The sequence below is a fragment of the Nonomuraea sp. NPDC050202 genome, from assembly GCF_040656115.1.
GTDB lineage: Bacteria > Actinomycetota > Actinomycetes > Streptosporangiales > Streptosporangiaceae > Nonomuraea.
Window position 1 is genome coordinate 1 of sequence record NZ_JBFALF010000011.1, and the last position, 21,983, is coordinate 21,983.

The 21,983-nt window shown below is 72.9% G+C and carries 22 protein-coding genes; 6 read left to right on the forward strand and 16 right to left on the reverse strand.

What is annotated here, in order from left to right:
- Nucleotides 1-273: 273 nt before the first annotated feature.
- Both AB0I79_RS27560 and AB0I79_RS27565 read right to left on the reverse strand, forming a co-directional pair.
- Complete coding sequence (locus AB0I79_RS27560) at nucleotides 274-882, reverse strand: carboxymuconolactone decarboxylase family protein (RefSeq protein WP_357878275.1); 609 nt, start codon at nucleotides 880-882, stop codon at nucleotides 274-276.
- A 71-nt stretch (nucleotides 883-953) separates the two neighbouring features.
- Entirely contained in the window at nucleotides 954-1,817 is an 864-nt protein-coding gene (locus AB0I79_RS27565; protein ID WP_357878278.1) for an alpha/beta hydrolase, read from the reverse strand.
- A gap of 171 nt (nucleotides 1,818-1,988) precedes the next feature.
- Between AB0I79_RS27565 and AB0I79_RS27570 the strand changes: the two genes are divergently transcribed.
- Entirely contained in the window at nucleotides 1,989-3,074 is a 1,086-nt protein-coding gene (locus tag AB0I79_RS27570) for a prephenate dehydrogenase/arogenate dehydrogenase family protein (RefSeq protein WP_357878281.1), read from the forward strand.
- A gap of 180 nt (nucleotides 3,075-3,254) precedes the next feature.
- On the opposite strand, the gene AB0I79_RS27575 is transcribed toward AB0I79_RS27570, so the two are convergent.
- Entirely contained in the window at nucleotides 3,255-4,406 is a 1,152-nt protein-coding gene (locus AB0I79_RS27575) for an acyl-CoA dehydrogenase family protein (protein WP_357878284.1), read from the reverse strand.
- A gap of 435 nt (nucleotides 4,407-4,841) precedes the next feature.
- On the opposite strand from AB0I79_RS27575, the gene AB0I79_RS27580 reads away from it, so the two are divergent.
- The 3 genes from AB0I79_RS27580 (at nucleotide 4,842) to AB0I79_RS27590 (ending at nucleotide 6,574) form a co-directional block, all read left to right on the forward strand.
- Entirely contained in the window at nucleotides 4,842-5,456 is a 615-nt protein-coding gene (locus AB0I79_RS27580) for an isochorismatase family protein (RefSeq protein WP_357878287.1), read from the forward strand.
- A gap of 67 nt (nucleotides 5,457-5,523) precedes the next feature.
- Nucleotides 5,524-6,066, forward strand: a complete 543-nt coding sequence (locus tag AB0I79_RS27585; protein ID WP_357878290.1) for a hypothetical protein — start codon at nucleotides 5,524-5,526, stop codon at nucleotides 6,064-6,066.
- 7 nt (nucleotides 6,067-6,073) lie between these two features.
- A complete protein-coding gene (locus tag AB0I79_RS27590; RefSeq protein ID WP_357878293.1) occupies nucleotides 6,074-6,574 on the forward strand; it encodes a hypothetical protein in 501 nt (166 codons plus the stop codon).
- 78 nt (nucleotides 6,575-6,652) lie between these two features.
- On the opposite strand, the gene AB0I79_RS27595 is transcribed toward AB0I79_RS27590, so the two are convergent.
- The 5 genes from AB0I79_RS27595 to AB0I79_RS27615 form a co-directional block, all read right to left on the reverse strand.
- On the reverse strand, nucleotides 6,653-7,405 hold the full coding sequence (locus AB0I79_RS27595) for a 4'-phosphopantetheinyl transferase superfamily protein (RefSeq protein WP_357878296.1): 753 nt from the start codon (nucleotides 7,403-7,405) through the stop codon (nucleotides 6,653-6,655).
- Nucleotides 7,406-7,413: 8 nt separating this feature from the next.
- The gene (locus AB0I79_RS27600; protein WP_357878299.1) at nucleotides 7,414-7,695 is read right to left on the reverse strand and encodes a hypothetical protein; all 282 of its coding nucleotides are present in this window, start codon (nucleotides 7,693-7,695) and stop codon (nucleotides 7,414-7,416) included.
- Nucleotides 7,696-8,055: 360 nt separating this feature from the next.
- Nucleotides 8,056-9,666: an acyl-CoA carboxylase subunit beta gene (locus AB0I79_RS27605; RefSeq protein ID WP_357878302.1), complete on the reverse strand. Its 1,611-nt coding sequence runs from the start codon at nucleotides 9,664-9,666 to the stop codon at nucleotides 8,056-8,058.
- Between the two features lie 87 nt (nucleotides 9,667-9,753).
- Nucleotides 9,754-10,740 (reverse strand): helix-turn-helix transcriptional regulator, encoded by a 987-nt coding sequence (locus AB0I79_RS27610; RefSeq protein ID WP_357878305.1) that lies wholly within the window; start codon nucleotides 10,738-10,740, stop codon nucleotides 9,754-9,756.
- 83 nt (nucleotides 10,741-10,823) lie between these two features.
- Nucleotides 10,824-11,846 carry a hypothetical protein gene (locus tag AB0I79_RS27615; RefSeq protein WP_357878308.1) on the reverse strand — a complete coding sequence of 341 codons (1,023 nt, stop codon included), beginning with the start codon at nucleotides 11,844-11,846 and terminating at the stop codon, nucleotides 10,824-10,826.
- Between the two features lie 197 nt (nucleotides 11,847-12,043).
- Here AB0I79_RS27615 and AB0I79_RS27620 point away from each other — a divergent pair, with 197 nt between their 5' ends.
- Nucleotides 12,044-13,540: a benzoate-CoA ligase family protein gene (locus AB0I79_RS27620; protein ID WP_357878311.1), complete on the forward strand. Its 1,497-nt coding sequence runs from the start codon at nucleotides 12,044-12,046 to the stop codon at nucleotides 13,538-13,540.
- A 53-nt stretch (nucleotides 13,541-13,593) separates the two neighbouring features.
- Here the strand turns inward: AB0I79_RS27620 and AB0I79_RS27625 are convergent, their stop codons facing one another.
- From AB0I79_RS27625 to AB0I79_RS27645, 5 genes are read right to left on the reverse strand one after another with little or no spacing between them, the layout of a single operon-like run.
- Entirely contained in the window at nucleotides 13,594-14,400 is an 807-nt protein-coding gene (locus tag AB0I79_RS27625; protein ID WP_357878314.1) for a TIGR03084 family metal-binding protein, read from the reverse strand.
- Nucleotides 14,397-15,629 carry a carboxymuconolactone decarboxylase family protein gene (locus AB0I79_RS27630; protein WP_357879032.1) on the reverse strand — a complete coding sequence of 411 codons (1,233 nt, stop codon included), beginning with the start codon at nucleotides 15,627-15,629 and terminating at the stop codon, nucleotides 14,397-14,399. The genes AB0I79_RS27625 and AB0I79_RS27630 overlap by 4 nt, the downstream gene beginning before the upstream one ends.
- Nucleotides 15,630-15,639: 10 nt before the next feature.
- Nucleotides 15,640-17,277, reverse strand: a complete 1,638-nt coding sequence (locus tag AB0I79_RS27635; protein WP_357878317.1) for a GMC family oxidoreductase N-terminal domain-containing protein — start codon at nucleotides 17,275-17,277, stop codon at nucleotides 15,640-15,642.
- Complete coding sequence (locus tag AB0I79_RS27640; protein ID WP_357878320.1) at nucleotides 17,274-17,846, reverse strand: DUF5987 family protein; 573 nt, start codon at nucleotides 17,844-17,846, stop codon at nucleotides 17,274-17,276. Before AB0I79_RS27640 ends, AB0I79_RS27635 begins: the two co-directional genes overlap by 4 nt.
- A gap of 9 nt (nucleotides 17,847-17,855) precedes the next feature.
- The gene (locus AB0I79_RS27645; RefSeq protein ID WP_357878323.1) at nucleotides 17,856-18,359 is read right to left on the reverse strand and encodes a SigE family RNA polymerase sigma factor; all 504 of its coding nucleotides are present in this window, start codon (nucleotides 18,357-18,359) and stop codon (nucleotides 17,856-17,858) included.
- 440 nt (nucleotides 18,360-18,799) lie between these two features.
- On the opposite strand from AB0I79_RS27645, the gene AB0I79_RS27650 reads away from it, so the two are divergent.
- Nucleotides 18,800-19,567 (forward strand): AraC family transcriptional regulator, encoded by a 768-nt coding sequence (locus AB0I79_RS27650; protein ID WP_357878326.1) that lies wholly within the window; start codon nucleotides 18,800-18,802, stop codon nucleotides 19,565-19,567.
- Between the two features lie 72 nt (nucleotides 19,568-19,639).
- On the opposite strand, the gene AB0I79_RS27655 is transcribed toward AB0I79_RS27650, so the two are convergent.
- Genes AB0I79_RS27655 through AB0I79_RS27665 form a run of 3 tightly spaced genes read right to left on the reverse strand, consistent with a single transcriptional unit; the run spans nucleotide 19,640 to nucleotide 21,981 of the window.
- Nucleotides 19,640-21,013, reverse strand: coding sequence for a cytochrome P450 (locus AB0I79_RS27655; RefSeq protein WP_357878329.1), 1,374 nt, complete (start codon nucleotides 21,011-21,013; stop codon nucleotides 19,640-19,642).
- Nucleotides 21,013-21,531 carry a flavin reductase family protein gene (locus AB0I79_RS27660; protein ID WP_357878332.1) on the reverse strand — a complete coding sequence of 173 codons (519 nt, stop codon included), beginning with the start codon at nucleotides 21,529-21,531 and terminating at the stop codon, nucleotides 21,013-21,015. Before AB0I79_RS27660 ends, AB0I79_RS27655 begins: the two co-directional genes overlap by 1 nt.
- Before the next feature lie 21 nt (nucleotides 21,532-21,552).
- Nucleotides 21,553-21,981, reverse strand: a complete 429-nt coding sequence (locus AB0I79_RS27665) for an acyl-CoA thioesterase (RefSeq protein WP_253744904.1) — start codon at nucleotides 21,979-21,981, stop codon at nucleotides 21,553-21,555.
- Between the last annotated feature and the right edge of the window lie 2 nt (nucleotides 21,982-21,983).

Genomic DNA, 21,983 nt, shown 5'->3' on the forward strand with positions numbered 1-21,983 from the left:
GGGGGGGGGGTTTTTTTTCGCGGGGGTGCGTTTCTCCCGCACCCTCCACATCTCTGTGCTTGTTTTTTCCGGGGGGGGGGGGGGGGGGGGGGGCGGGGGGCCCCCCCCCCACGGCCCTTTCCATGGCCTTCCCATGGCCTTCCCCATGGCCTTCCCCACGGCCCTCTCTGTGGCCGATTCTGTGGCTGACTCCGCGACCGCCTCCGTGACCGTCCCGGCGGCCGTGTCTGTGGCCCGTCTCCGTGCGGTCGTCTTCGCAGCCCTCTTCGCGGCTCAGCAGGCCTCCTCCAGCGCGTCGTTCCACGTGGCCACGTACCCGCCGGTGAGCCGGGCCCGCTCGGCGTAGTGCTCGGGGTCGTCACAGGCCAGCGTGGCCAGGCCGTCCACGTAGCGGTTGTACATGCAGAACGCGGCGGCGATCAGCACCGTGTCGTGGATCTCCTCGTCCGTGGCCCCTTCCCGCCTGGCGGTGTCCACGTGCTCGGCCGTGACGTCCTGGCCGCTGCGCTGCACGGCCGCCGCGATCGCCAGCAGCGCCTTGAGCTTGCCCGGGACGGGGGCGTTGTCGAGGTCGGCGCGTACCTGGTCGACCAGGTCCATGCCGCCCGGGACGCGGACGGCGGCGAAGGCGGCATGCGTGTGGTAGCAGAACCGGCAGCGGTTGAGCGACGACACGTACGCCGCGATCAGCTCGCGCTCGCCCCGCGTCAGCGGGCCGTCGCCGCAGAGGAGCACTTCGGAGAGCAGGGTCAGCGGCTGCGCCGCCTCCGGACGGTAGCGGAACAGGCCGCGGATTCCCGGCTCGTCCGAACGTAACGTGATGTGCGCGGAGCCGCCGCCCGCGTGGTTGACGAATTCCCGCCAGCGCGGTGGCCAATTCACGGTATTGGGCTTATCCAAAAAAGCAACGTTCGTCATTTTGTCCCTTTCGGACTCGTCGATGTTCGGCTCTTTCAGTGTGCGGTGGTCACCTCCGCTGAGGCCTGTCGTGCGCGGCCAGCAAGGTGCAGGACGCTGGCCGCTTCCTGCCAGGCGGCCAGTGGCCGGGCCAGTGACAGGGCCGGTGACAGGGCGCGGGTCACCGCGGGCCAGGCGGCGGAGAGCGGGTCGATGAGGGCGAAGTGCCCGGCGTCCTGGATCTCGGTGAGCGCGGCGCCCGTCCGCGCGGCGAACCTGCGGCTCATGTCCACGGGCACCAGCCGGTCCCGGACGCCGTGCACGAGCGCGAGCCGGGTCGCGGGGGCCGGCGGCAGCAGCCGTACGGGGTCGGTCAGGTCGAGGAGCTCGGCGCGGCCGTCCACCAGACGCGCCGCCGCCCCGTCGCCGAGGCCGGCGGTGAACGCCTCCCCCAGGTCCGACAGCGCCGCCAGCGCCACCACCGCGTCGATGGCGGGCTCGCCGTGCCAGGGGCAGGACGCGGGCAGGCGGTGGCGCGCGGCCGACCACAGGGCCAGCTGGCCACCCGCCGAGTGACCGGCCACGACGATCCCGCCGCGCTCGCGCCGTTCGGCGATGACGAGATCGACCGCGGCGGCCACGTCGTCGAAGGTGCCCGGGTAGCCGCCGCCTGCCTGGCCGAGCCTGCGGTACTCCGGCACGTACACGGGGTGCCCCAGGTCGGCCAGCGCGGCCGCCATGGGGCGCGTGTGCGACCTGTCGTACCGGGACAGCCAGAAGCCGCCGTGCAGCAGGACCACCGCCGGTGAGGTCTCCCGCGGCGGGAGGTAGACGTCGATGACCTGGTCGGGGTGCGGGCCGAAGCGGATGACGCGGTCGGGGGCCCTGACGGCTCTGGTCAGCAGCTCGTGGAAGGACATGCCGCGAGCGTAGGCCGGGCCGGGGGCCGCGGCCCTGGCCCGGCATGGCAGGAAGGTGCCGTCCCTGTGCAGCAAGGGGACCCGGCGGGGCGCTGCCCGCCGGCGTGGGAGTCGCGCACCATGGTCGGGAACGTGAAGCCACGTCAGGGAAGGCCCAGGGAAGGCGCTGCCATGTCAGGATCTGGCACCTCAACGACGCCCGGGTGGGCGGTCCGCAAGGTCACGGTGATCGGGTGCGGGTTGATCGGCACGTCCGTGGGGCTCGCCCTGCGGCGGGCCGGTGTGCGCGTGGCGCTCGCCGACCGGGACCCGCGAGCGGTGGAGACTGCCGCACGCAGAGGCGCGGGTGTGCCGTTGGCCGGGGAGGCGGCGTTGGGCGTGGGCGGGCCGTTGGCCGGAGAAGCGCCGCTGCGCGCGGGCGGGCTGTTGAGCGTGGGCGGGCCGTTGGCCGGGGAGGCGGCGTTGAGTACGGGCGGGCCGTTGGATGCGGGCGGGCCGTTGAGCGGGGAAGCGCCCTGGGGGCAGGGACCCGCCGATGTGGTGGTGATCGCCACGCCGCCCTCCACCGTCGTGCCGGTGTTGCGGTGGGCGCAGGAGCGTGGGCTCGGCGTGCTTTACACGGACGTGGCCAGCGTCAAGGCGCGGCTGCTCGCGGGGGCCGAGGCCGCCGGGTGCGATCTGGCGTCCTTCGTTCCCGGGCATCCGATGGCCGGGCGCGAGTCGTCCGGGCCCGCCGCGGCGAGTGCCGACCTGTTCGAGGGGCGGGCGTGGGCGGTGTGTCACCATCCGGCGCTGTCGCCGCAGGCCGTACGGGCCGTGACCACGCTGGTGAGCACGTGCGGTGCGCGGGTGGTGCCGATGGAGGCGGAGGCGCACGACCGGGCCGCCGCCGCGGTGTCGCACGCCCCGCACGTGGTGTCGTCGTCGCTGGCGGCGCGCTTCGCCGGCTCGGGGGAGGCGGCGCTGATCCTCGCCGGGCGCGGGCTCCTGGACGTCACGCGCGTGGCGGGCGGGCCTTCCGGGCTGTGGCGCGACATCCTGGAGCACAACGCCGAACCCGTCGCCGACGTGCTGGAAGCCGTCGCCGATGACCTCAGCTCCGTGGTGGCCGCGCTGCGCTCGGGTGACCCCGCACGCCTGCGTGCCCTGACCGACGTGCTCGGGGCCGGCAACGCGGGCCGCTCCCGCATCGTCAGGTCATGGCCCGGCACGGCGGGCGACCCGCACGGCAGGCGCGAGACGGCCGCGACCGGCTGACCCAGGAACGCGCCCAACGTGGGTCCTGGCCCGGCCCGGCGTGGAACGGACCGGCGCAGGACCCTGGCCCGGTGTAGAACCGACCGGCACAGGACCCGGCCGGAAGAGGGCGGGCCCGCCCGCTTGCGACAGGCCCGTGTCGGGCACTCGCGGTGGTCGCCGCGGTGCCCCGGGACGCTGTCAGACGTAGAGCGTGTGAGGGGGGAGGCCGCACAGGGTCCGGCCGTACAGTTCGGCACCGGTCGCGGGATGGGTCAGGCTGTGCAGGGACATGGTGGCCAGGTCGCGGGCGATGCGGTGGAGGGGCTCGTCGTCACGGATCGACGTCTCGTCGCCCGCCGCGGCCAGTGTGTCGGCCGCCCGCCTGGCGAGCCTGCACACCTCTCCCGCCTCCCCCCGCGCCCGGGCGCGCTCGGCCAGGCTCCACGCCTCCGCCCGCGCCGCCTTGCCGTCGATGAGCCCGGCCAGGCGGCGCGTGTGGAACTCCGCCTCGTCGATCTTCATGGTGGCGTCCGCGACCTGCAGGTGGGTCATGGGGGCGGCGGCCCGGCTCTCGTAGTCGGTGTCGGCCAGCCGGCCGTACGTGACGCGCTCGGAGAACGCCTCGCCGGCGGCGCGCGCGAGGCCGACTGCCGCGCCGGCCGCGCAGACGGAGGCGAAGGGCACCAGCGGGGCGCGCGGCGCGGCACCCCGCAGGGCGTCGCGCAGCGGCAGCACGCGGTGGGCGGGGACGAACAGGTGGTCCGCGACGGTGCCGGCGCCGCCGCAGCCGCGCAGGCCCGGGGCGTCCCACCCGTCCACGAGCCGCAGGTCGGACGTCCGCGCCAGGGCCAGGACGTGCGTGGGCCTGCCGTCGGCGCCCACCCGCATCGCGGCGATGAGCTGCCACTGGCTGTGCGCCGCACCGGCGATCTGTCCCCACCTGCCGTTGATCTCGATGCCGTCACCGGTCTCGAAGGCCATCGCGGTGGGGCGCAGGGTGCCGCACATGCGCACGTCCGCGTCGTGGAACACGTCCTCCTGCGCCTGGCCGGGGAACATCGCGCAGGCCCACGCCGCGCTCCACGAGGCCGCGGCGGCCCAGGAGGCGGCGCCGTCGGCCCTGGCCAGCTCGGCCCCGACCGCGGCCACGGTGGCCGCGTCCGCCTCGTAGCCGCCGAAGCGCGCGGGCACGCACAGCCGGTACACGCCCGCCAGCGTCATGGCCTCGACGGTCTCGGCGTGCAGCGTGCCGTTGCGCTCGGCCCACGCCGCCTTGCCGCGCAGGGCCCGCGCCAGATCCGCCGCGCGGGCGACGAGCTCCGCTCCGCTGGGCGTCGGGAGATTCAGCATCGCGCCTCCTCGTCGGCCGCTGGGATCGCGTCGCCACCGTCGCCGGCGCCCTGCGTGCCCGTCGTCAACGAGGCTCGCACTCCCCCGCCGCGCGTACATCTCCGAAAGTGCGCTCTTCCGCGCTGGGCAAGACATGAGAACACCGCGTTCGCGCGGGCGGTTACCGTCGCTGGCAGGGAATCCGAACGGAGTTCATCATGCGACGTATTCGCGTTTCCAAGCCCACCAAGAAGCCTGCGCCCACCCAGCTCGACCTGCGCACACCCGCCGGCAGGAAGCTGCCTTTCTAGGCTGGCAAGAAACGGCGACAGGAAGGCAGCTTCCTGCCGCCGTACCACCTTTCCGCGGCATTCACCTGAGGGCGATCATGAAAGAAAGTCGAGATTCGACGGGTGATCTGAAATGACGATTGTTGCGGAATTCGAGCCTTATCCGATGCCGGACACGGGCGAGCTGCCCGACAACACCCCGCCGTGGACGCCCGATCCGCGGCGTGCCGTCCTCCTGTTGCTCGACATGCGCAACACCGTGCTGGACGCCTTCCCGCACGGCGAGGCCCCGCTGCGCGACCTGCTGAGGAACGTGGCGGAGCTGCGCGAGCGGTGCACGCGGTTGCGCATGCCCGTGGCGTACGCGGCGCAGCCCGGCCTCATGACCGAGCAGCAGCAAGGATTGCTCAAGGACTTCCAGGAGGAGCGCGGGCTCAGGCTGGATCCCGCGCAGCGGCGCTTCCCCGAGTGCGTGGCACCGAGGTCGCACGACTGGCTCATCGCCAAGAAGCGCTACAGCGCCTTCCACGACTCCACGCTGCTGTGGCGGCTGCGCGAGTCCGGCCGCGACCAGCTCATCATCGCGGGCGTGTACGCCCACGCCGGCGTGCTGGCGACGGCGCTCGACGCCTTCACCCACGACGTCCAGCCCTACATCGTGGCCGACGCCATCGCGGACCGCACCGCGGCCGAGCACCTGCAGACGCTCCGCTTCGTGGCCGGTTCCTGCGGCGTCACGATGACCACCAAGCAGCTCCTGACCCAATTGCGCACGCTCTGAGATGCCGCCTCCCGTGCCTCGATTCAGGCTGGGGTGAAGATCCCCAGGTCAGAATCGAGGTACGCGCATGCGCACTGAAGCGGTGCCCGCCGGTCTCAACGCGCGGCATCACAAGGCCGCGCTCGGAGCGTTCATGGTCGTCGTGGTCGCCCACTGGGGCGAGCACATCGCGCAGGCCGTCCAGGTGTACGCGCTGGGCTGGCCGCTGAAGGAGGCGCGTGGCCTGCTGGGCGTGCCGTTCCCGTGGCTCGTCTCCTCCGAGTGGATGCACTACGGCTACGCGTTGCTCATGCTGATCGGCCTGGTCCTGCTGCGGGGCGGGTTCGTCGGCAGGTCCCGCACGTGGTGGAACGTCTCCCTCGGCATCCAGGTGTGGCATCACCTGGAGCATCTGCTCCTGCTCGTCCAGGCGCTGGCGGGCGCGAACCTGCTGGGCCGTCCCGCGCCGACGAGCCTCGTCCAGCTCCTCGTGCCGCGCATGGAGCTGCACCTGTTCTACAACGCGCTGGTGTTCGCCCCGATGGTGGTGGCGGTGCTCCTGCACCGGCGTCCCCGCGTGTCCGAGGGCGCCGGCATGCGGTGCACGTGCGCGGTGGCGCCGAGCTGGTGACGAGCCGATGACGACGCCGATGACGACGCCGCCGACGCCGACGCCGGTGACGACCAGGCGCGCGCGCCCGTCCGCCTTCACCGTGACCCTCACGCTCTTCGCGGGCCTGCTGGTCTTCCTGGGGGCGCAGAACGCCGGCACGGTCCTGCGCGCCGCGTTCGCGGACGGCGAGCCCGGCCGTTTCGTGCCGCGCGCGCTGAGCTGCGTCCAGCACCCCGGTCACGAGTCGTGCGTGTGGACCGGCGACTTCGGCTCCCACGACGGGACGGTCCTGCTGCGCGGCGTCGAGCTGTACGGCAGCGACCGCACCACGCACCGGGCCGGCCTGCCCGTCCCCGCCGTCGACGTGGGCGCGCCCGCCCGCGTGTACGGGCCCGGCGGCTCCGGCGAGTGGATGTTCCGCGCGCTGCTGCTGGCCGCCGCGGCGGCCATCCTGTGGTCCCTGTACGGCAGGCGGCCCCGCCGCACCCCTGCCCCTGACCCGGCGCCGCCTGCCACGCGCTCGTGACAGGCGGGACACGGCGGGGCCCCGCCCTCCGGCTGCCACACGGTCCGTGACAGCCGGAGATGGCGGGGCCCCGCGCCTTCAGGCCGCCACGAGCAGGGCGTCGTCCGCCACGCGCGTCGTCCGCCCCGGCAGCGCCCGCCTCTCGGCGACGGTGATGGCGCTCTCCTCGGTGATGACCGCCACCGTGGCGACGTACCCCTCTCCGGGATGCAGCGAGCGGAAGCGCACGTGCGCGGGCGGGATGTCGAGCGGCCAGCTCAGCAGCGCCGGCTCGGCGAAGGGGCCGCTGACCTCCACGTCCTTGGGCGAGACCCGCAGGCCGTGCCCGGTCGCCTTGAGCGCCGCCTCCTTGCGCACCCAGAGCCTGACGAAGGCCTCGTAGCGCTCGTGCCGCGGCAGCGACTCGAGCTGGGCCTGCTCCCACGCCGTGAGCGCGCAGCGCGCCAGGTCGTCCACGGGCTCGGCGGGAACGGCCTCCACGTCCACGCCCAGCGGGCCCTCCTCGGTCAGCGCCACCACGACCCTGTCACCGGAGTGCGAGATCGACACGTGCAGGTGGGCGCCGTCGCCCTTGAGCTCCGGCTTGCCGTGATAGCGGTCGCAGTCCGGGCATGAACGGTCGACCGCCACCTCCTGCGGGCTGGTGCCGAGCTGGGTGGCGCTCGCCGTCCGCAGCAGCCACGCTCCCGTGACGAAACGGCGGCGGTCGGCCGCGCGGCGGAACCTGGCGGCCCTGCCCAGCTCGCGCTCGCTCAGCACCACGGCCATGCTCTCCTCGGTCCGGTCGTCCGGACCCGCCCACCAGATCTGGCACTGTCCCTGTGTCAGCACCGAAGCAATCATCTGTCGTCCTCCCTGGCGTTACGCGTGACAAGGCGGTGGCAGCCCACCAGTTCCCACCGGTTCACTTCCGGGCTGGCGAGGATCTCCCGCACCCGATCGCCCACCTGCGCGCTCGTGAGCGGCTCGTCGGGGCGTACGCGGATGACGATGGCACCGGTGGCCTGCGCGAGGTCCTTGTGCCATCCGGCGGGCAACAGCGCCATGATGCGAATGCCGTCCACCGGCGAGGCCGGCAGCGGCAGGCCGTGCGCCTGGCGCATCGTCAACTGGATCACCATGGCGGCATGCACCTCCGTCTGCGGAGGAAAGTGCGCTTCATGTCGTGCCTCCCTGCTCTGAGCCATGTCTTCACAGCTCTACTGTGCGGTCGCGGAGGCGGCCGATCGAGGCGTAGGGGAGGCAGGAAGCTGCATGCCGGGCACCGCATGCTGTCAGGAGGCCCGGAGCGGCCCGTCAGGAGCGGCCCTCATGAGGGGTCCTCAGGGAGGGCTGTGAGGAGGGGCCCTCATGAGGGCTTGGGCAGCCGGTCACGGAGGCCGGCGAGCACGCGAAAAGCCCGGCCTCGGGCACGCCGGGGCCGGGCTGGAGCGCGGCTCGTCAGCCCCGCCGGTGGGCGGGGCCGGGGAAGGACGGGATGGTCAGAGCGGGACGTTGCCGTGCTTGCGCGGCGCGCTGTGCTTGCGCTTGTCGCGGAGCATGGCCAGGCCGCGGGCGATCACGGCCCTGGTCTCCACGGGGTCGATCACGTCGTCGACGAGCCCGCGCTCGGCGGTGTAGGTCGGGTGGATGAGCTCGCGCTTGTAGCGTTCGAGGAGCTCGGCGCGCTCGGTGACGGGGTCGGCGGCCGCGGCGAGCTGCCTGCGATGGATGATGTTGACGGCGCCCTCGGCACCCATCACGGCCACCTCGTTGGTCGGCCAGGCCAGCGACAGGTCGGTGCCGATGGAGCGGGAGTCCATGACGATGTAGGCGCCGCCGTACGCCTTCCTGACGATGACCGAGATACGCGGCACCGTCGCCTCGCAGTAGGCGTACAGCAGCTTGGCGCCGTGCCTGATGACGCCCTCGTACTCCTGGTCCTTGCCGGGCAGGAAGCCGGGCACGTCCACGAGCGTCACCAGCGGGATGGAGAAGGCATCACAGAATCTCACAAAGCGCGCCGCCTTCTGGGCGGCCTTCGCGTCAAGCACGCCGGCCAGCACGGTCGGCTGGTTGGCCACCACGCCGACCACCTCACCGTCGATCCTGGCCAAGGCGCAGATCACGTTGCCCGCCCAGTTCCGGTGCGTCTCCAGGAACTCCCCGTCGTCCACCAGCTCCGCCAGCACCTCACGCATGTCGTACAACTTGTTCTGCTCAGCGGGGACGATCTCGGCAAGCCTGGGGCGCAGGTCGGTGGTCGCGCCGCAGGGCGGCGCCGCGGGCGGCCTGCCCAGGTTGTTGCTCGGCAGCATCGACAGCAGGTCACGCACCGAGGCCAGGCACTCCTCCTCGTCGTCGTGGACGAACGTGGCCACGCCCGAGCGGCTGCCGTGCACCTGGGCGCCGCCGAGCTCGGCGTGCGTCACCCGCTCGCCCGTGACCGCCTCGACCACGTCGGGCCCGGTCAGGTAGAGCTGCGCGGTGTCGCCGGCCATGAACGTGAAGTCGGCCAGCGCCGTGGAGTAGGCCGCGCCACCGGCGCACGGGCCGAGCACCACGCTGATCTGCGGGATCACGCCGGACGCCTGCACGTAGCGCTGGAAGATGCCGCCGTAGCCGTTCAGCGACATGACGCCTTCCTGGATCCTGGCGCCGCCGCTGTCGTTCAGCCCGATGAACGGCGCGCCCGTGGACAGCGCCAGCTCCATCACCTTCTGGATCTTCAGGGCGTGCGCCTCGCCGAGCGAGCCGCCGTAGATGGTGAAGTCCTGCGCGTAGACGAACACGCGGCGGCCGTCGATCGTGCCCGAGCCGGTGACGACCCCGTCGGTGTGCGGCCGCTGCCGCTCCATGCCGAGCCCCTGCGCGCGGTGCCTGCGCATCATGTCGAGCTCGACGAACGAGCCCTCGTCCAGCAGGAGGTCCAGCCGCTCGCGCGCGGTGCGCTTGCCCAGGGCGCGCTGCCGCTGCACTCCCCGGTGGTCGCCGTCGGCGATGTCCTGGCGCAGCCTGCCCAGGTCGTCGCGGAGCCGGTCCATCGAGGGGGGCGCCGGCCGTACGGCCCGTTCGAGTTCTTCTGCGGTGATGTCCAGCTCAGAGATGCTCATCGTCTTCTCCTAACAGGCGTCTCCGATTCCTTCAGTGAAAGATCGGAGCGCGCCTGGTGTCACCTCTTCGTGTGCCGGACCGCACCGTCAGATCCAGTTCTCCTCCTTGGCCCGCAGCGCCGCCTGGAAGCGGTTGTTCGCGCCGAGCCTGGCCATGAGGTCGGCGACGTAGCGGCGGTAGGTGCGTACGGAGATGTCGAGCTCGCGGGCGGCGATCTCGTCCTTGTCGGCCGTCGCCATCACGGTGAGGATCCGCTGCTCCATCTGGGACAGCGCCGGCTCCTCCTCGGGCGGGTCGAGGTGGTGGCGCAGGTCCACGGCGCCCTTCCACAGGCCCTCGAAGTAGATGCAGAGCTGCGAGATCAGCCCCGGCTCGCGCACCAGGAGCGCTCCCGCGGAGTGGTGCGAGGGGTCGATGGGCACGACGGCCACGCTGCGGTCGTACATCAGCATGCGGTCCATGTGCTGGTCGGTGACGCGGATCTCGGCGCCGAGGTTGACCAGCTCGCGCAGGTAGGACAGCATGCGCGGGTCCTCGACCGCCTTGGGGTGGAAGATCTGCTTGAGCGCCAGGCCGCGGCGCAGCGACCGCTGGTCGAGCGGCAGCGCGGACTCGATCATCACTTCGGTGAACGGGCCGCCGGGGTGCAGGCAGAGCGTCTCCTTGTAGCAGAAGAACGCCAGGTCGTCGAGGCGCTGGCGGACGCGTGCCCCGTCCTCGACCCGCTCGATGTCGAGGATCGAGGCGACCTTGTCGCCCTCCCGCTTGTCCTCCTGGAAGGAGGAGATGGCGTCGCGGGCGCTGAACACCCGGCGGATCTCCGCGTTCAGCTCCTCCAGGCGCTGCTCCACCAGGCGCTCGATGGCGACGCGCGGATCGGTGGCGGTGACGCGGTAGCGGTCGGTGAGATCGAGCATGGACAGCCTGCCGAGCAGGTCCACGGCCTCCTCGACCGTGTCGGGGTCCATGCCGAGCGCCTCGGGCACGGAGCCGACGCCCTCGCCCTTGTGCTTGAGGAAGAAGCGGTAGACCTGTTCCGCCTGCGGGGTGATGCCGATGACCGAGAGATCCATCGCGCGCCTCCTGCCTGCACATGGAGCTCCTGACTCCATCATCGGAGCCGGGGACGCGCCGCGTCCCCTCGCAGCGTGCGGTGTCAGGGAATCGGGCAGGGCAGCACGGTCGCCGACCGGGTGGCGCGGTAGCAGGCCGCGCCAGGGCACACCACCTTGACCACCTGCCCGGCCGGCTCCGGCTCCACCGCGACGGGCTCGTGGCCGAACCGGTGGCCCGCGATCTCCGGCCAGCTCGCCGGGCGCAGCCCGCCGAGCTCGTGCACCAGCGACGTGTCGGCCTCGACGGCCATACTCTCCAGGTAGGCCGCGTAGTCCCCCTCGCGGTGCCACACCGCGAAGCGCCGCATCGAGTCGGGCAGGGGGAGCGTGTGCCACGGCTGCGCCCTGGACGCCATGGCCGCCAGGAACGCCTCGCTCACCGCCGACTTCACCGTACGGTCGGCGGCGACGGCCAGCGCGCCCGCGTCCCCGCCGACGGTCACCAGGGCGACGCTGGCGTCCTGCGCCGACAGCACGAACGCCGACACCCGCAGCCCCAGCCCGGTGGCCGCCGCCATCACCCCTGGTGGCAGCAGCCGGTCGAGCTGCTCCGAGACCCGCAGCAGCGGCCGGCGCGGGTCGGCCCACCACCGCGCGACCACGTCGTGGGCGAAGATCTCCGCGATCGCCTCGGCCACGCCGTGGTCCACCACCCCGCTCGTGGCCGGCTCGACCCGGCACTCCTGCCGCTCCAGCCACACCACCTCGGCGGGCAGCAGGTAGCGGTTGCCGCTCAGCAGGCCCACGCCCGGCACCATGACGCCCGCGCCCTCGGGCGGGCCGTCGACGAAGTCGTCCAGCCGCAGCTCCTTGCCGGAGCGTGCCCGCGTGCCCCGGTCCGGCCGCTCGGCCAGCTCGCGCAGCGCGCGCACCGCCGCGGCCCTGGCCCGTGCGCGGGCCCGCGTGCGCGTCTCGTGCCCGGAGAAGCCGGCCACGATCACCGCCACCTCACCGGTGCCCTCGCCGGCCGCCTCCGCGTAGGCCAGGTGAACGGCGCCGCCCAGGCAGTCGACCACCTCGCCCACGCCGGCGGTCGACCACGAGCCTGCGGACATGGACGCCATTGCCACTCCTCAGCCGGGAACAAGGGATGCCTGCGTGCCTTCAGTACAGGTGGCGCCCGCCACGGCAGTCAACGTGCCGCCCCGCATCGAGCAATCGCAGAGAAGCCCGGCCGCTGACAGCAACCTGCCAGCCACGCCCAGCTTGCTGCCCGGTCCGCCGCTGTCGTTGCGCGGGCGCCCGCGTGCACCGTGGAGGCATGGAATCCTTCAACATCACCACGCGGTTCCTCGGCGGAGGCCGGGCGGACGCCACCGCGCTCATCACCCGTGCCGGCCCGATCAGCTACGGGGAGCTGCGGGCCCTGGCCGGCCAGGCCGGCAACGCGCTGCGCGCGCTCGGGGTGCGCCGCGGCGACCGCGTCCTCATCGCGGCCGGCGACGGCCCGGAGTTCGTCGCCACCTGGTACGGCGCGCAGCAGATCGGCGCGATCACCGCCGAGGTCTACACCTACCTGCGGCCCAAGGACTACCGCTACTTCGTCGGCTACACCAGGCCCAAGGTCATCCTGGCCGACCCCGCCGTCCTGGAGAACCTGCGCGCCGCGGGGGCGAGCGACCTGCTGGTGACGGGATACCCGCGTGGCGGGCTGCGCGCCGGCGAGCACCACTTCGACACGCTCGTCGGCGCCCAGTCCGACAGGCTCGACCCCGTGCGCGTGGCGCCGGAGGACCCGGCGATCTGGAAGTTCACCACCGGCAGCACGGGAGCGCCGCGCGCGTGCGTGCTGCCGGCGCGCAGCCCGCACCGCAGCTTCGAGTGGTACGCGCGCGGCGTGCTCGGCATCCGGGAGGACGACGTCGTGCTGCCGGTGCCGAAGCTGTTCTTCGGCTACGCCCGGGACCTGGCCGCGCTGTTCCCCTTCGGCGCCGGCGCGGCCGGCGTGGTCTTCCCCGAGCGGAGCAGGGCCGAGACCATCTTCGAGCTGATCGCCGAGCACCGCCCGACGATCCTCGTGAACGTCCCCACCATGATGAGCGCGATGCTCGCCCACCCCGATGCCGCCAGGCAGGACCTGAGCTGCCTGCGGCTGTGCACGTCCGCGGGCGAGCCGCTGCCTCCCGAGCTGCACCGGCGCTGGCTCGACACCTTCGGCGTCGAGGTGGTCGACGGGATCGGCTCGTCGGAGGCGTACCACATCTACCTGTCGAACCGGCCGGGGCGGGTGCGTCCCGGCACGCTGGGCGAGCTGGTGCCCGGTTACCGCGCCAGGGTGGTGGACGAGCACGGCGCTGAGGTCGGCGACGGGCAGGTCGGCCGGTTGGAGATCACCGGTGACACGGTGGCGGCGGAGTACTGGCAGGAGCCGGTCAAGTCGGCGCGCACGTTCGTGGGCGAGCGCACCGTCCTGTCCGGCGACCTGGTCAGCAGGGACGCCGACGGGTTCTACCGCTTCCACGGCAGGGCCGACGACATGCTGAAGGTGGGCGGGGTGTGGATCGCGCCGGCGGAGATCGAGAACTGCCTGCTGACGCATCACGCGGTGCGCGAGTGCGTGGTGGTCGGCGAGCAGGCAGGCGGCCTGAGCAGGCCGCGTGCCTACGTGGTCGCCACCTCGCCGGTCTCCGCGGAGGAGCTGAAGGCGTACGTGCGGGGCAGGCTGGCGCCGCACAAGTTCCCCAGGGAGATCACCCTCGTCCCCAGCCTGCCGCAGACGGCCAACGGCAAGGTCGACCGCCGCGCCCTCGCCGCCTGACCCGCGCCCGCCGCAGGCCCCGAGCCCACGACGTGCCGGAACAGGGAACGCTCTCAGGCCGCGTTCCGGCGCGGGAACTGGCCGGGACGGCGCCCGGCGCCCGCGGGACCGCGGTAGGCCTGGGCGATGTCCAGCCACCGGTCGGCCTCCTCGCCCACCGCGGTGACCGCGACGTCGGCGCGGTGCCTGCGCCTGGTCACCAGCAGGCAGAAGTCCTCGGCGAGCCCGCTGACACGCTGGTCCGCGTCCTCCGGCCCGTAGGCCCACAGCTCGCCGGCGGGGCCGGTGATCTCGAAGCGGAACTCGGTGGCCGGCGGGGTCAGGCCGCGCGACAGGTAGCCGAAGTCCTTGGTGAGCACGGCGAACACCACCAGGTGCTGGAGGCTGGCGCCGCGCCGGAGCGACACGCCGAGCGCGTCGGCGATGTCCTGCCCGTGCGCGAACTGCTCCATGATGCCCGCGCAGGCGAGCACGATCGGCGGGAGCGGGTTGACCAGCCACGGCACGGTCAGGTCCGGCGGCACCGCGCCCAGCCCGGTGACCGCGGCCGCGCGCTGCGCGCGCCACTTGGCCAGCAGGGTGCCGGGCGTGTCGTCGGCGAAGGCCTTGAGCGCGGCGTTCACCGCGCCGTCGAAGTTGTGCTGCGCGTCCTTGGTCATGGCCTGGAACGCCTCGGCGTCCGTGGCCGCCGTGGCCGCCAGCCGGAACACGAACGTCAGGTGCGCGATCTGGTCGGCGATCGTCCACCCTGGAGCGGGCGTGGGTAGCTGCCACTGGGCGGGTTCGAGGCCCGCCACCAGGCTGTCGAGCTGGTCGCCGTCCGAGGCCAGGTCGCCGAGCACGGCGTGGAGTTCGCTCACGGGTTTGTCCTTTCCACCGATGAACCGTTGACTGGAGAAGGCGCGGGCTGCCGGCCGCCGACGCGGCGCGCGGCTGACAGGCTCGCCCACGCGGTGAGCTCGATGAGCGAGCGGTCGTCCTGGCCGGCCCTCCGGCAGGCCTCGACGACGCCGTCGTCCACCTGGTACGGGGCCAGCGCGGTCAGCAGGGCCAGCGTCGCGGCCGGGCGCAGGCCGCCCGGCAGGGCAGCCGTCGCCTCGGTGACCCAGGCCCGGCTCGGCGGCCCCGCCTCTTGAGCCCGGGCGCGGCCGGGAGGTACCGGGGGTGGGCCGCCCGTCCAGGCCGCCAGCCGTTCCGTCACCAGGTCGCGTACCGGGCCGGGCACCGAGCGCAGCCCGCACGCCTCGATGGCGGCCGACGCCCTGGCGAACGCGTCGGCCAGCGGGCCGCTGCCCGCCCACGCCAGGTCCGGCGGCAGGGGGGCGGCGGGCAGCAGCGGCAGCGACGCGCCGGCCGGCACCGTCCTGCGCGCGGCCGGGCGCATGAGCCGGCCGAAGGCCCACAGGGCGGGCCCGCGCGCGCGGCGGGGCACCTCCGGAGGCAGCGGCGAGTCCCCGAGGAACACCGTCACCATCCTGTTGAGGTAGTGGAAGGTGACCGCCACCGCGATGAGCTCGGCCTCCAGCGCCGCTGACCGCTCTCCCACCGCCGTGAGCCCGGCCCCCGGTGGCGGCCACTCCCTCTCCGCGAGCAGCCGTGGCTGCAACGCCGGCAGCCGCTGCCCCACCGCGACGGGCTCGCAGGACGGCTGCTGCCCCGCAGCGAGCGGGCCGGCCCGCGACGCCGGCGGCTGCTCCGCCACCGATCGCCGCTCGCCCGTGGCCCGGGCCCACGCCGCCACCGCCGCGAGCCGGGGGTCGTCGTGTCCCCGCAGGCCGCGCAGCGTGGCGTGGTGCACGTCCACGCAGTACGGGCAGGCGTTGGCGGCCGAGACCTCGCTCGCCACGACCTCCTTGACGACCCGCGCCGCCGCGTCCCCGCACAGCAGGGACTCGCGCAGCATCATCCAGCACGCCGCCAGCGCCTCGGGCGCGGGTGAATGCAGCAGCACCGGCGGGGCGGCCATGCCGAAGTCCCGTACGAGCTGCGCGTACACCCGCGCCACCAGGCCGCGTGCCGCGCGCGGCGGCACGGGGGACACGTGGCGCACCTGAGCGAGCACGCCGCGCGCCGTCACCAGGGCGAGCATCCTGCCCACGTCACCCTCCCAGGGCGGGCACCAGCGGCGCGGTGCCACGACGGCCGCTGGTGGAGCCGTCGGGTGCCGGCGCGCCGTACGCGACCTCGACCCCGCGTTCCCGGGCCGCGCGGACGATCGCGGGCACCGCGCGCTCGGCGAGCGCGGAGATGGTCATGGCCGGGTTCACCGTCAGCGCGGCCGGCACGGCGGAGCCGTCGGTGACGAAGATCCCCGGGTGGCCGCGCAGCTCGTGCCGGTCGTCGAGGGCGGAGGTGCGCGGGTCGTCGCCGATGCGGCAGGAGGCCAGCGGGTGCACCGTGTACGCGCCGACCAGGTCGTTCGTCCACGGCGTCACGGTGGCCAGGCCGTCGCGCTCCAGGATGTCCTTGCACTCGGCGTCGGCCATCGCCCACGCGGCCTGCGTGTTGAGCGTCGGCTTGTAGCTGAGCGTGCCGAGGCCGAGCATCTGCTGCGAGAGCCTGTCGGCGTTGCCGCGCGCCGGCGGCGGGCCGAACACGCCCTCGTTGTCGTCCTCGATCATCTGGAAGATGATCAGCCACTTCTGCCAGTGGCTCAGCATCTCCTTCTTGCTGAGGCCGAACCAGCGCGGGTCCCGGCCGCCGGGCATCGCGAGGATCGTGCCGAGCCCCGGCGGGAAGTAGAGCTGCTCCAGCGAGAAGCGGGTGTACTCGGGCAGCGAGCCGTCCAGCCGGTCCCAGTTGGCCACCGTGGGGCCCTTGCCGATCTGGAACGCCGCCGGGTCGAGCTCCAGCCCGAGCACCTCGCGGACGCGCTCCTCGTTCAGCACGGCGGTGTTGAGCCGCTCGCCGTTGCCGGAGAAGTAGCGGCCCACGGCGTGCGGCATCGGGCCGAGCGCGGCGGCGCTGCGCTGCAGGATGACCGGCGTGGCCGCGGCGCCCGCCGCCAGCACGACCACCTTGGCGTCGATGCTGCCCTCGCCGGCCGTGATCCGGTAGTCCTCGGCGTCGACGAGCTGGTAGTGCACGCGGTAGCCGCCGTCGGGGCTCTTGGCGATGCTCTGCACCTCGTGCAGCGGCCTGATCCGCGCCCCGTGCGCGAGCGCGGCCGGCAGGTAGTTCAGCAGCAGCGACTGCTTGGCGTCGAAGCGGCAGCCGGCCATCATCCAGTTGCAGTTGGTGCAGGCGGCGGTGTCCACGGCGGCGGGCACGGGGTTGGCGGTGCGGCCGGCGTGGCGGCAGGCGGCGGCCCAGAGCCCGCCGGAGTACGACACGTCCTCCCAGCCCTGCCGGGTGATCGCGATCGACTCCGCCACGCGGTCGTACCAGGGGTCGAGCGTGTCCCGGTCGATGGACGACGGCCACATGCGCCGGTTGACGCTGCCGCGGCGCTCGAACACGAAGCGCGGCGCCCTCGGCATCGCGGCGAAGTAGACGACGCTGCCGCCGCCCACGCAGTTGCCGCCGAGCACGCTCATCCCGTCGCCGACCGTGAAGTCGAAGATGCGCGTGTAGGACGAGCCGAGCTTGAAGTCGTGGTCGTACTCGTCGGCGGTCAGCCACGGGCCGCGCTCCAGCATGACCACGCGGGCGCCGCCCGCGGCCAGGTGGTAGGCGGTGATCGCGCCGCCGAAGCCGGTGCCGACCACGAGCACGTCGGTGCGCTCGACGCTGTTCATTCGGGACTCCCTGTGTCGGTGGTGCGGGGGTGCAGGTCGGCGAGCTGCCTGCCGTACGACCAGGAGGAGAAGCGCCACAGGCCGTCGGCGCCCGGCCGGGCCAGGCGCATGGAGGTCAGGCCGGGATGCCCGGCGGCGAGCGCGGCGGCGGTGCTGGTGTGCGCCGCCGAGTCGTAGGCCATGTAGCAGAACAGGGACAGCAGCACCCACAGCGACTTGTCGGGGTGGCCGGGCGCGGTGAGGACGCGGACCAGGTCGGTGCGCTGCTCGAAGCTGAGCGCCACGAACGGCGGGACGTCCCCGTCGAGGCCGAGCCCGTGCTGCCCGGCGTGCTCGCGGGCGTGGTCGTTCAGCGCGCGGGCGTAGTCGTCGAGGCTCTGGCTGATGCCGGTGGCGTCCCAGCGGATCAGCTCCATCGCGCCCGCGGCCACCGCGCCGCCGGTGGGGCTGGCGCCGGCCACCGCCCTGTCCTGGCCGGAACGCTTGGCGCCGGGGATGATCGTGTCGGCGAACGCCTCGAGCGTGGTGACGACCGTCGTCTCGTGGTCCGCGGGGAGCTGTGCGCTCATGGGCCTTCCTTAGGTGGATGAGGCGTCCAGCGCGTCCCTCAGGGTGTTCAGCGCGCGGACGGTCTGGCTGCGTACCGTGGATGACTCGTTGCCCAGGACCTGCGCGGTCTCCTCCACGCTGCGGTCCTCCCAGAAGCGGAGGAAGATCGTGGCGCGCTGCCGGGGGCCGAGCCTGGCCAGCGCGTCCCTCAGCACCATGCGCTGGCTCACGGGGATGTACGGGTCGTGGGCGGCGCCGGCCTCCGGCGGCACGCCGAACAGGACCTCCCTGGTCCACCGCGACGACCTGCGGTCGCTGATGAGCAGCCGCGTCATGACGCGGCGCGCGTAGGGCGCCATCCTGTCCCGCCGGTCGAGCTCCCGCCAGCGCAGGAAGATCGTCATGAGTGTCCGCTGGACCAGGTCGTCCGCCTCGTGCCAGTCGTCGGACAGCGCGAAGGCGATGCGTCTCAGCGTGGGCCTGGTCTGCTGGACGAAGCGCGTGAATTCTTGTTCGCCCCGCCCTTCAGCCATAATCGCTCCCCCGGTTTTTCCCGTCGGTGATATCCAGAGAATCGATCGGCGTACTGTGCGGCACAACCCCTATCCGCGCGCCTCGCGCCCTTATTCGGGCGGGCACCCCTAATTGCGACCGCTCGACCCCTAATTTCACGCCGTGGCCGCATCTTCCCGCAGAGGGCGCTCATACGCTCGGATGATGGGCACCTTGCCGGGCCGCCACCGCGGCCCTCCCGCGCGCTCCGGCCTTCTCCGCCAAGTTGACAACAATCAACAGGGTTTTGCAAGGAAAAACCACCGCGAGATACCGGACAATGACCCAGCGATTTTCCCCGAAATAATTTCGCGAACCATGCAGCATTGCCGCGGGCTCAGCGCGTGTACCTCCGAAAGGCATTTATCGACGCGTTTCCGGAAAGCACGCCTCACCGGCCGATCCGGAAGCGGGAGGCCACATGGACGACGTCATTGAACGAGCGGTCATGCGAGTGATCGAGGACATCCAGCAGAACTTCGGTGAGCAGATCACCATCGACGACATGGCGCACACCGCGATGTTCAGCAAGTTCCACTTCTCGCGGGTCTTCCAGCGGGTCACGGGGCTGTCGCCCGGCCGGTTCCTGTCGGCGGTGCGGCTGCGGGAGGCCAAGCGGCTGCTCGCCTCGACCTCGCTGAACATCGCCTACATCAGCCACCAGGTCGGCTACTCCAGCGTCGGCACGTTCAGCAGCCGGTTCACGCGGAGTGTCGGCCTGTCACCCAGCCGGTACCGCCAGGTCCTGAGCGTCTCGGGGAGGAGCCTGGTGGGCGGGGCGAGCCGGTCGCGCGGCGGCGGCACCGCCACCGTCCACGGCACGGTCACCTCGCCGCTGCCCGACAGGCCGGTCTTCGCGGGGATGTTCGTGGGGCAGCTCCTGGAGGGCAAGCCGGCCAGCTACACCGTGCTCAGCCGTCCCGGCCCCTTCGTCATGGACGACGTGCCGGCGGGCCACTGGTACCTGCTGGCGCAGTCGGTGGCCGAGGGCTGCGACGACGCCGTCAACCGGCCGCCCGGCGCCGAGGGCTCGCTGTGCGTGGCGCGCCGCGGGCCGATCGCGGTCGGCGAGCACGGCGACACCCACCGGGCCGACATCACGCTCCGGCCCATGAGCAGCTTCGACCCGCCCCACCTGCTCGCGCTGCGCGACGTGCTGTCCGCGTGGAACCAGGAGGGCGGCGGGTGAAGGCGATCGCTGACGCGCGGGGCCGCGGGCGGTGAGGAGATCACCGCCCGCGGCCCTTTTCAGCACCCGTTCTCAGAGGATCCCGACGGTCATCGGCAGCCCGCCGCGCACCCGCAGCGACAACATCGCCTCGGGCACCGCGGGCCGCCCGGGCAGGCCGGTCAGGCGCAGCTCGCGCGCCACCGAGGCCAGCACGAAGACGGCCTCCATCATCCCCAGGTGACTCCCGACGCAGAACCGCGGCCCGGCGCCGAACGGGATGTAGGCGTACCTGGGCCGGTCCGACCGCGCCTCCGGAGCGAACCGCTCGGGGTCGAACCGCTCGGGCTCCCGCCAGCAGTCCGGATGCCGGTGCAGCGTGTACGGGCTGATCAGCACGTCGGCCCCGGCGGGCACCCGGTACCCGCCCACCTCGTCGCCCGTCACCGCCACGCGGGTCAGCGCCCACACCGGCGGGTAGAGCCGCATGACCTCCTCCAGCACCATCGTGGTGTAGGTGAGCCTGGGCAGGTCGCCGACGGCCGGCGGCCGGTCGCCGAGCACGGAGACGGCCTCCTCGCGCAGCCGCTCGCGCACGCCGGGATGGCGGTCGATCAGGTGGAAGGCCCACGACAGCGTGCTGGCCGTGGTCTCGTGCCCGGCCAGCAGGATCGTGATCAGCTCGGCGCGCAGGCGGTCGCGGGCGGGCGGCGCCTCGGGGGCCGGGTCCGCGGAGGCGATCAGGCGGGACAGCAGGTCGTCCCCGCCGGTCGGATGCTCGATCCGGTGGGCGATCAGGGCGTCGGCGATCCTGTGCAGCGCGCGGCGTGAGCGGCGGAAGCGCAGGTGGAGCGGGAGCGGCAGCCACAGCGGCACCGCGCCGAGCGTGACCATCTCGAACATCGCCTGGTCCTGGACGCCCTCGAAGGCGTGCCCGATGGACTCGTACGCGCCGAGATCGGCCTCCAGCAGCGTCCTGCCGAGCACGCCGAGCGTGAGCGCGGTCATCTCGTGCGCCACGTCCACCGGCCCGGCTCCGGCCCGGGCCCGCAGCCGCGCCACGAGCCTGCCCGTCTCCTCGGCGATGACCGTGTCCTGCCTGGCCAGCCGCTTGTTCTGGAAGAGCGGCTGGATCGACTTGCGCTGGTCGCGCCACACCTGGCCGTGGCTGGTCAGCAGGCCGTCGCCGAGGACCCGCCTGGCCTCGGCCAGGCCGAGGCCCTTGCGGTAGCCGGCGTTGTTGTCGGCCAGCACGTGCTTGGCGTGGTCGGGGTGGTTGAACAGGTAGAGGCTCTTGGGGCCGATGGTGAGCTTCACGGCGTCGCCGTACCGGGACACGGCGCCGGACAACATCCCGAGCCGGTCCGAGACGAGCTGCCTGAACAGGGCGGGGCCGGCCCACAGCGGCGGGCCTGGCGGCGCGGCACGCACGCGTGCCCGCGCCGCCTGCGGGAGTTGGGCGACCATCACGCCGCGACCTCTTCGAGCGAGGCGAACCTGCCCCGGTACACCAGCAGCCCGTCACTGCCGGGGCGCTGCCGCATCGACAGCACCTTGCCCAGGAAGATCGTGTGGTCGCCGCCGTCGTAGGCGCGCCACAGGTCGCACTCGAAGCACACGGCGGCGTCCGCGATGAGCGGGACGTCCGTGAGCTCGCCCGGCACCACGTCCACCGCGGCGAACTGGGCCGCGCCCGTCTCGCGGTAACGGTTGGCGAAGTGCCTGGCCTCGTCTTCCTGGTGGGCGGCCAGCACCGAGACGCCGAAGAAGGAGCTGGCGCCGAGGAAGCGGTGCATCGAGGCCGATTTGGCGACGCAGACCAGCAGCAGCGGCGGGTCGAGCGAGACCGAGGTGAAGGAGTTGGCCGTCATGGCATGAGGGACCGGACCGCCCGTCGTCACCACGGTGACGCCGGTGGCGAAGGCGCCGAACGCGTGACGCAGCGCCGCGGTGTCCGTCAGTGCGGTTGATGAGGAGACGTGCACGCTGACCTCCTGGATCGGCGTCTAGGCTGCGTACGGTTCGAGCGCGCCGACCAGGGCGGGCGGGACCCTGGCCGGGACGGTCCTGGTGTTCGGCCCCCGCATGCAGGCGACCCGCTGCCGGCCACGCGCGACGAGCAGCTCGCCGTCGCCGGGGCCGACACGCACGTAGTCGAAGCCGAACTCGAGCTGGGTCTGGGCGAGCTCGATCAGGCGCATCCTGATGGACAGCTCGTCGAAGGCCGTGATCTCCGCGAAGAACTCGCAGTCGACCTTGAGGGTGAACAGCTTGAGGTCGTCCTGGAGGTCGGCGAGCACCTCGGGCGCGCACTCCTTCAGGAAGATCTCCCTGCACCTGCCCTGCCAGCGCAGGTAGTTGACGTAGTAGACGTTGCCCACGAGGTTGGTCTCCTCGAAACCCACCGTGTGGCGATATTCGAAGTACTTCTCCATCG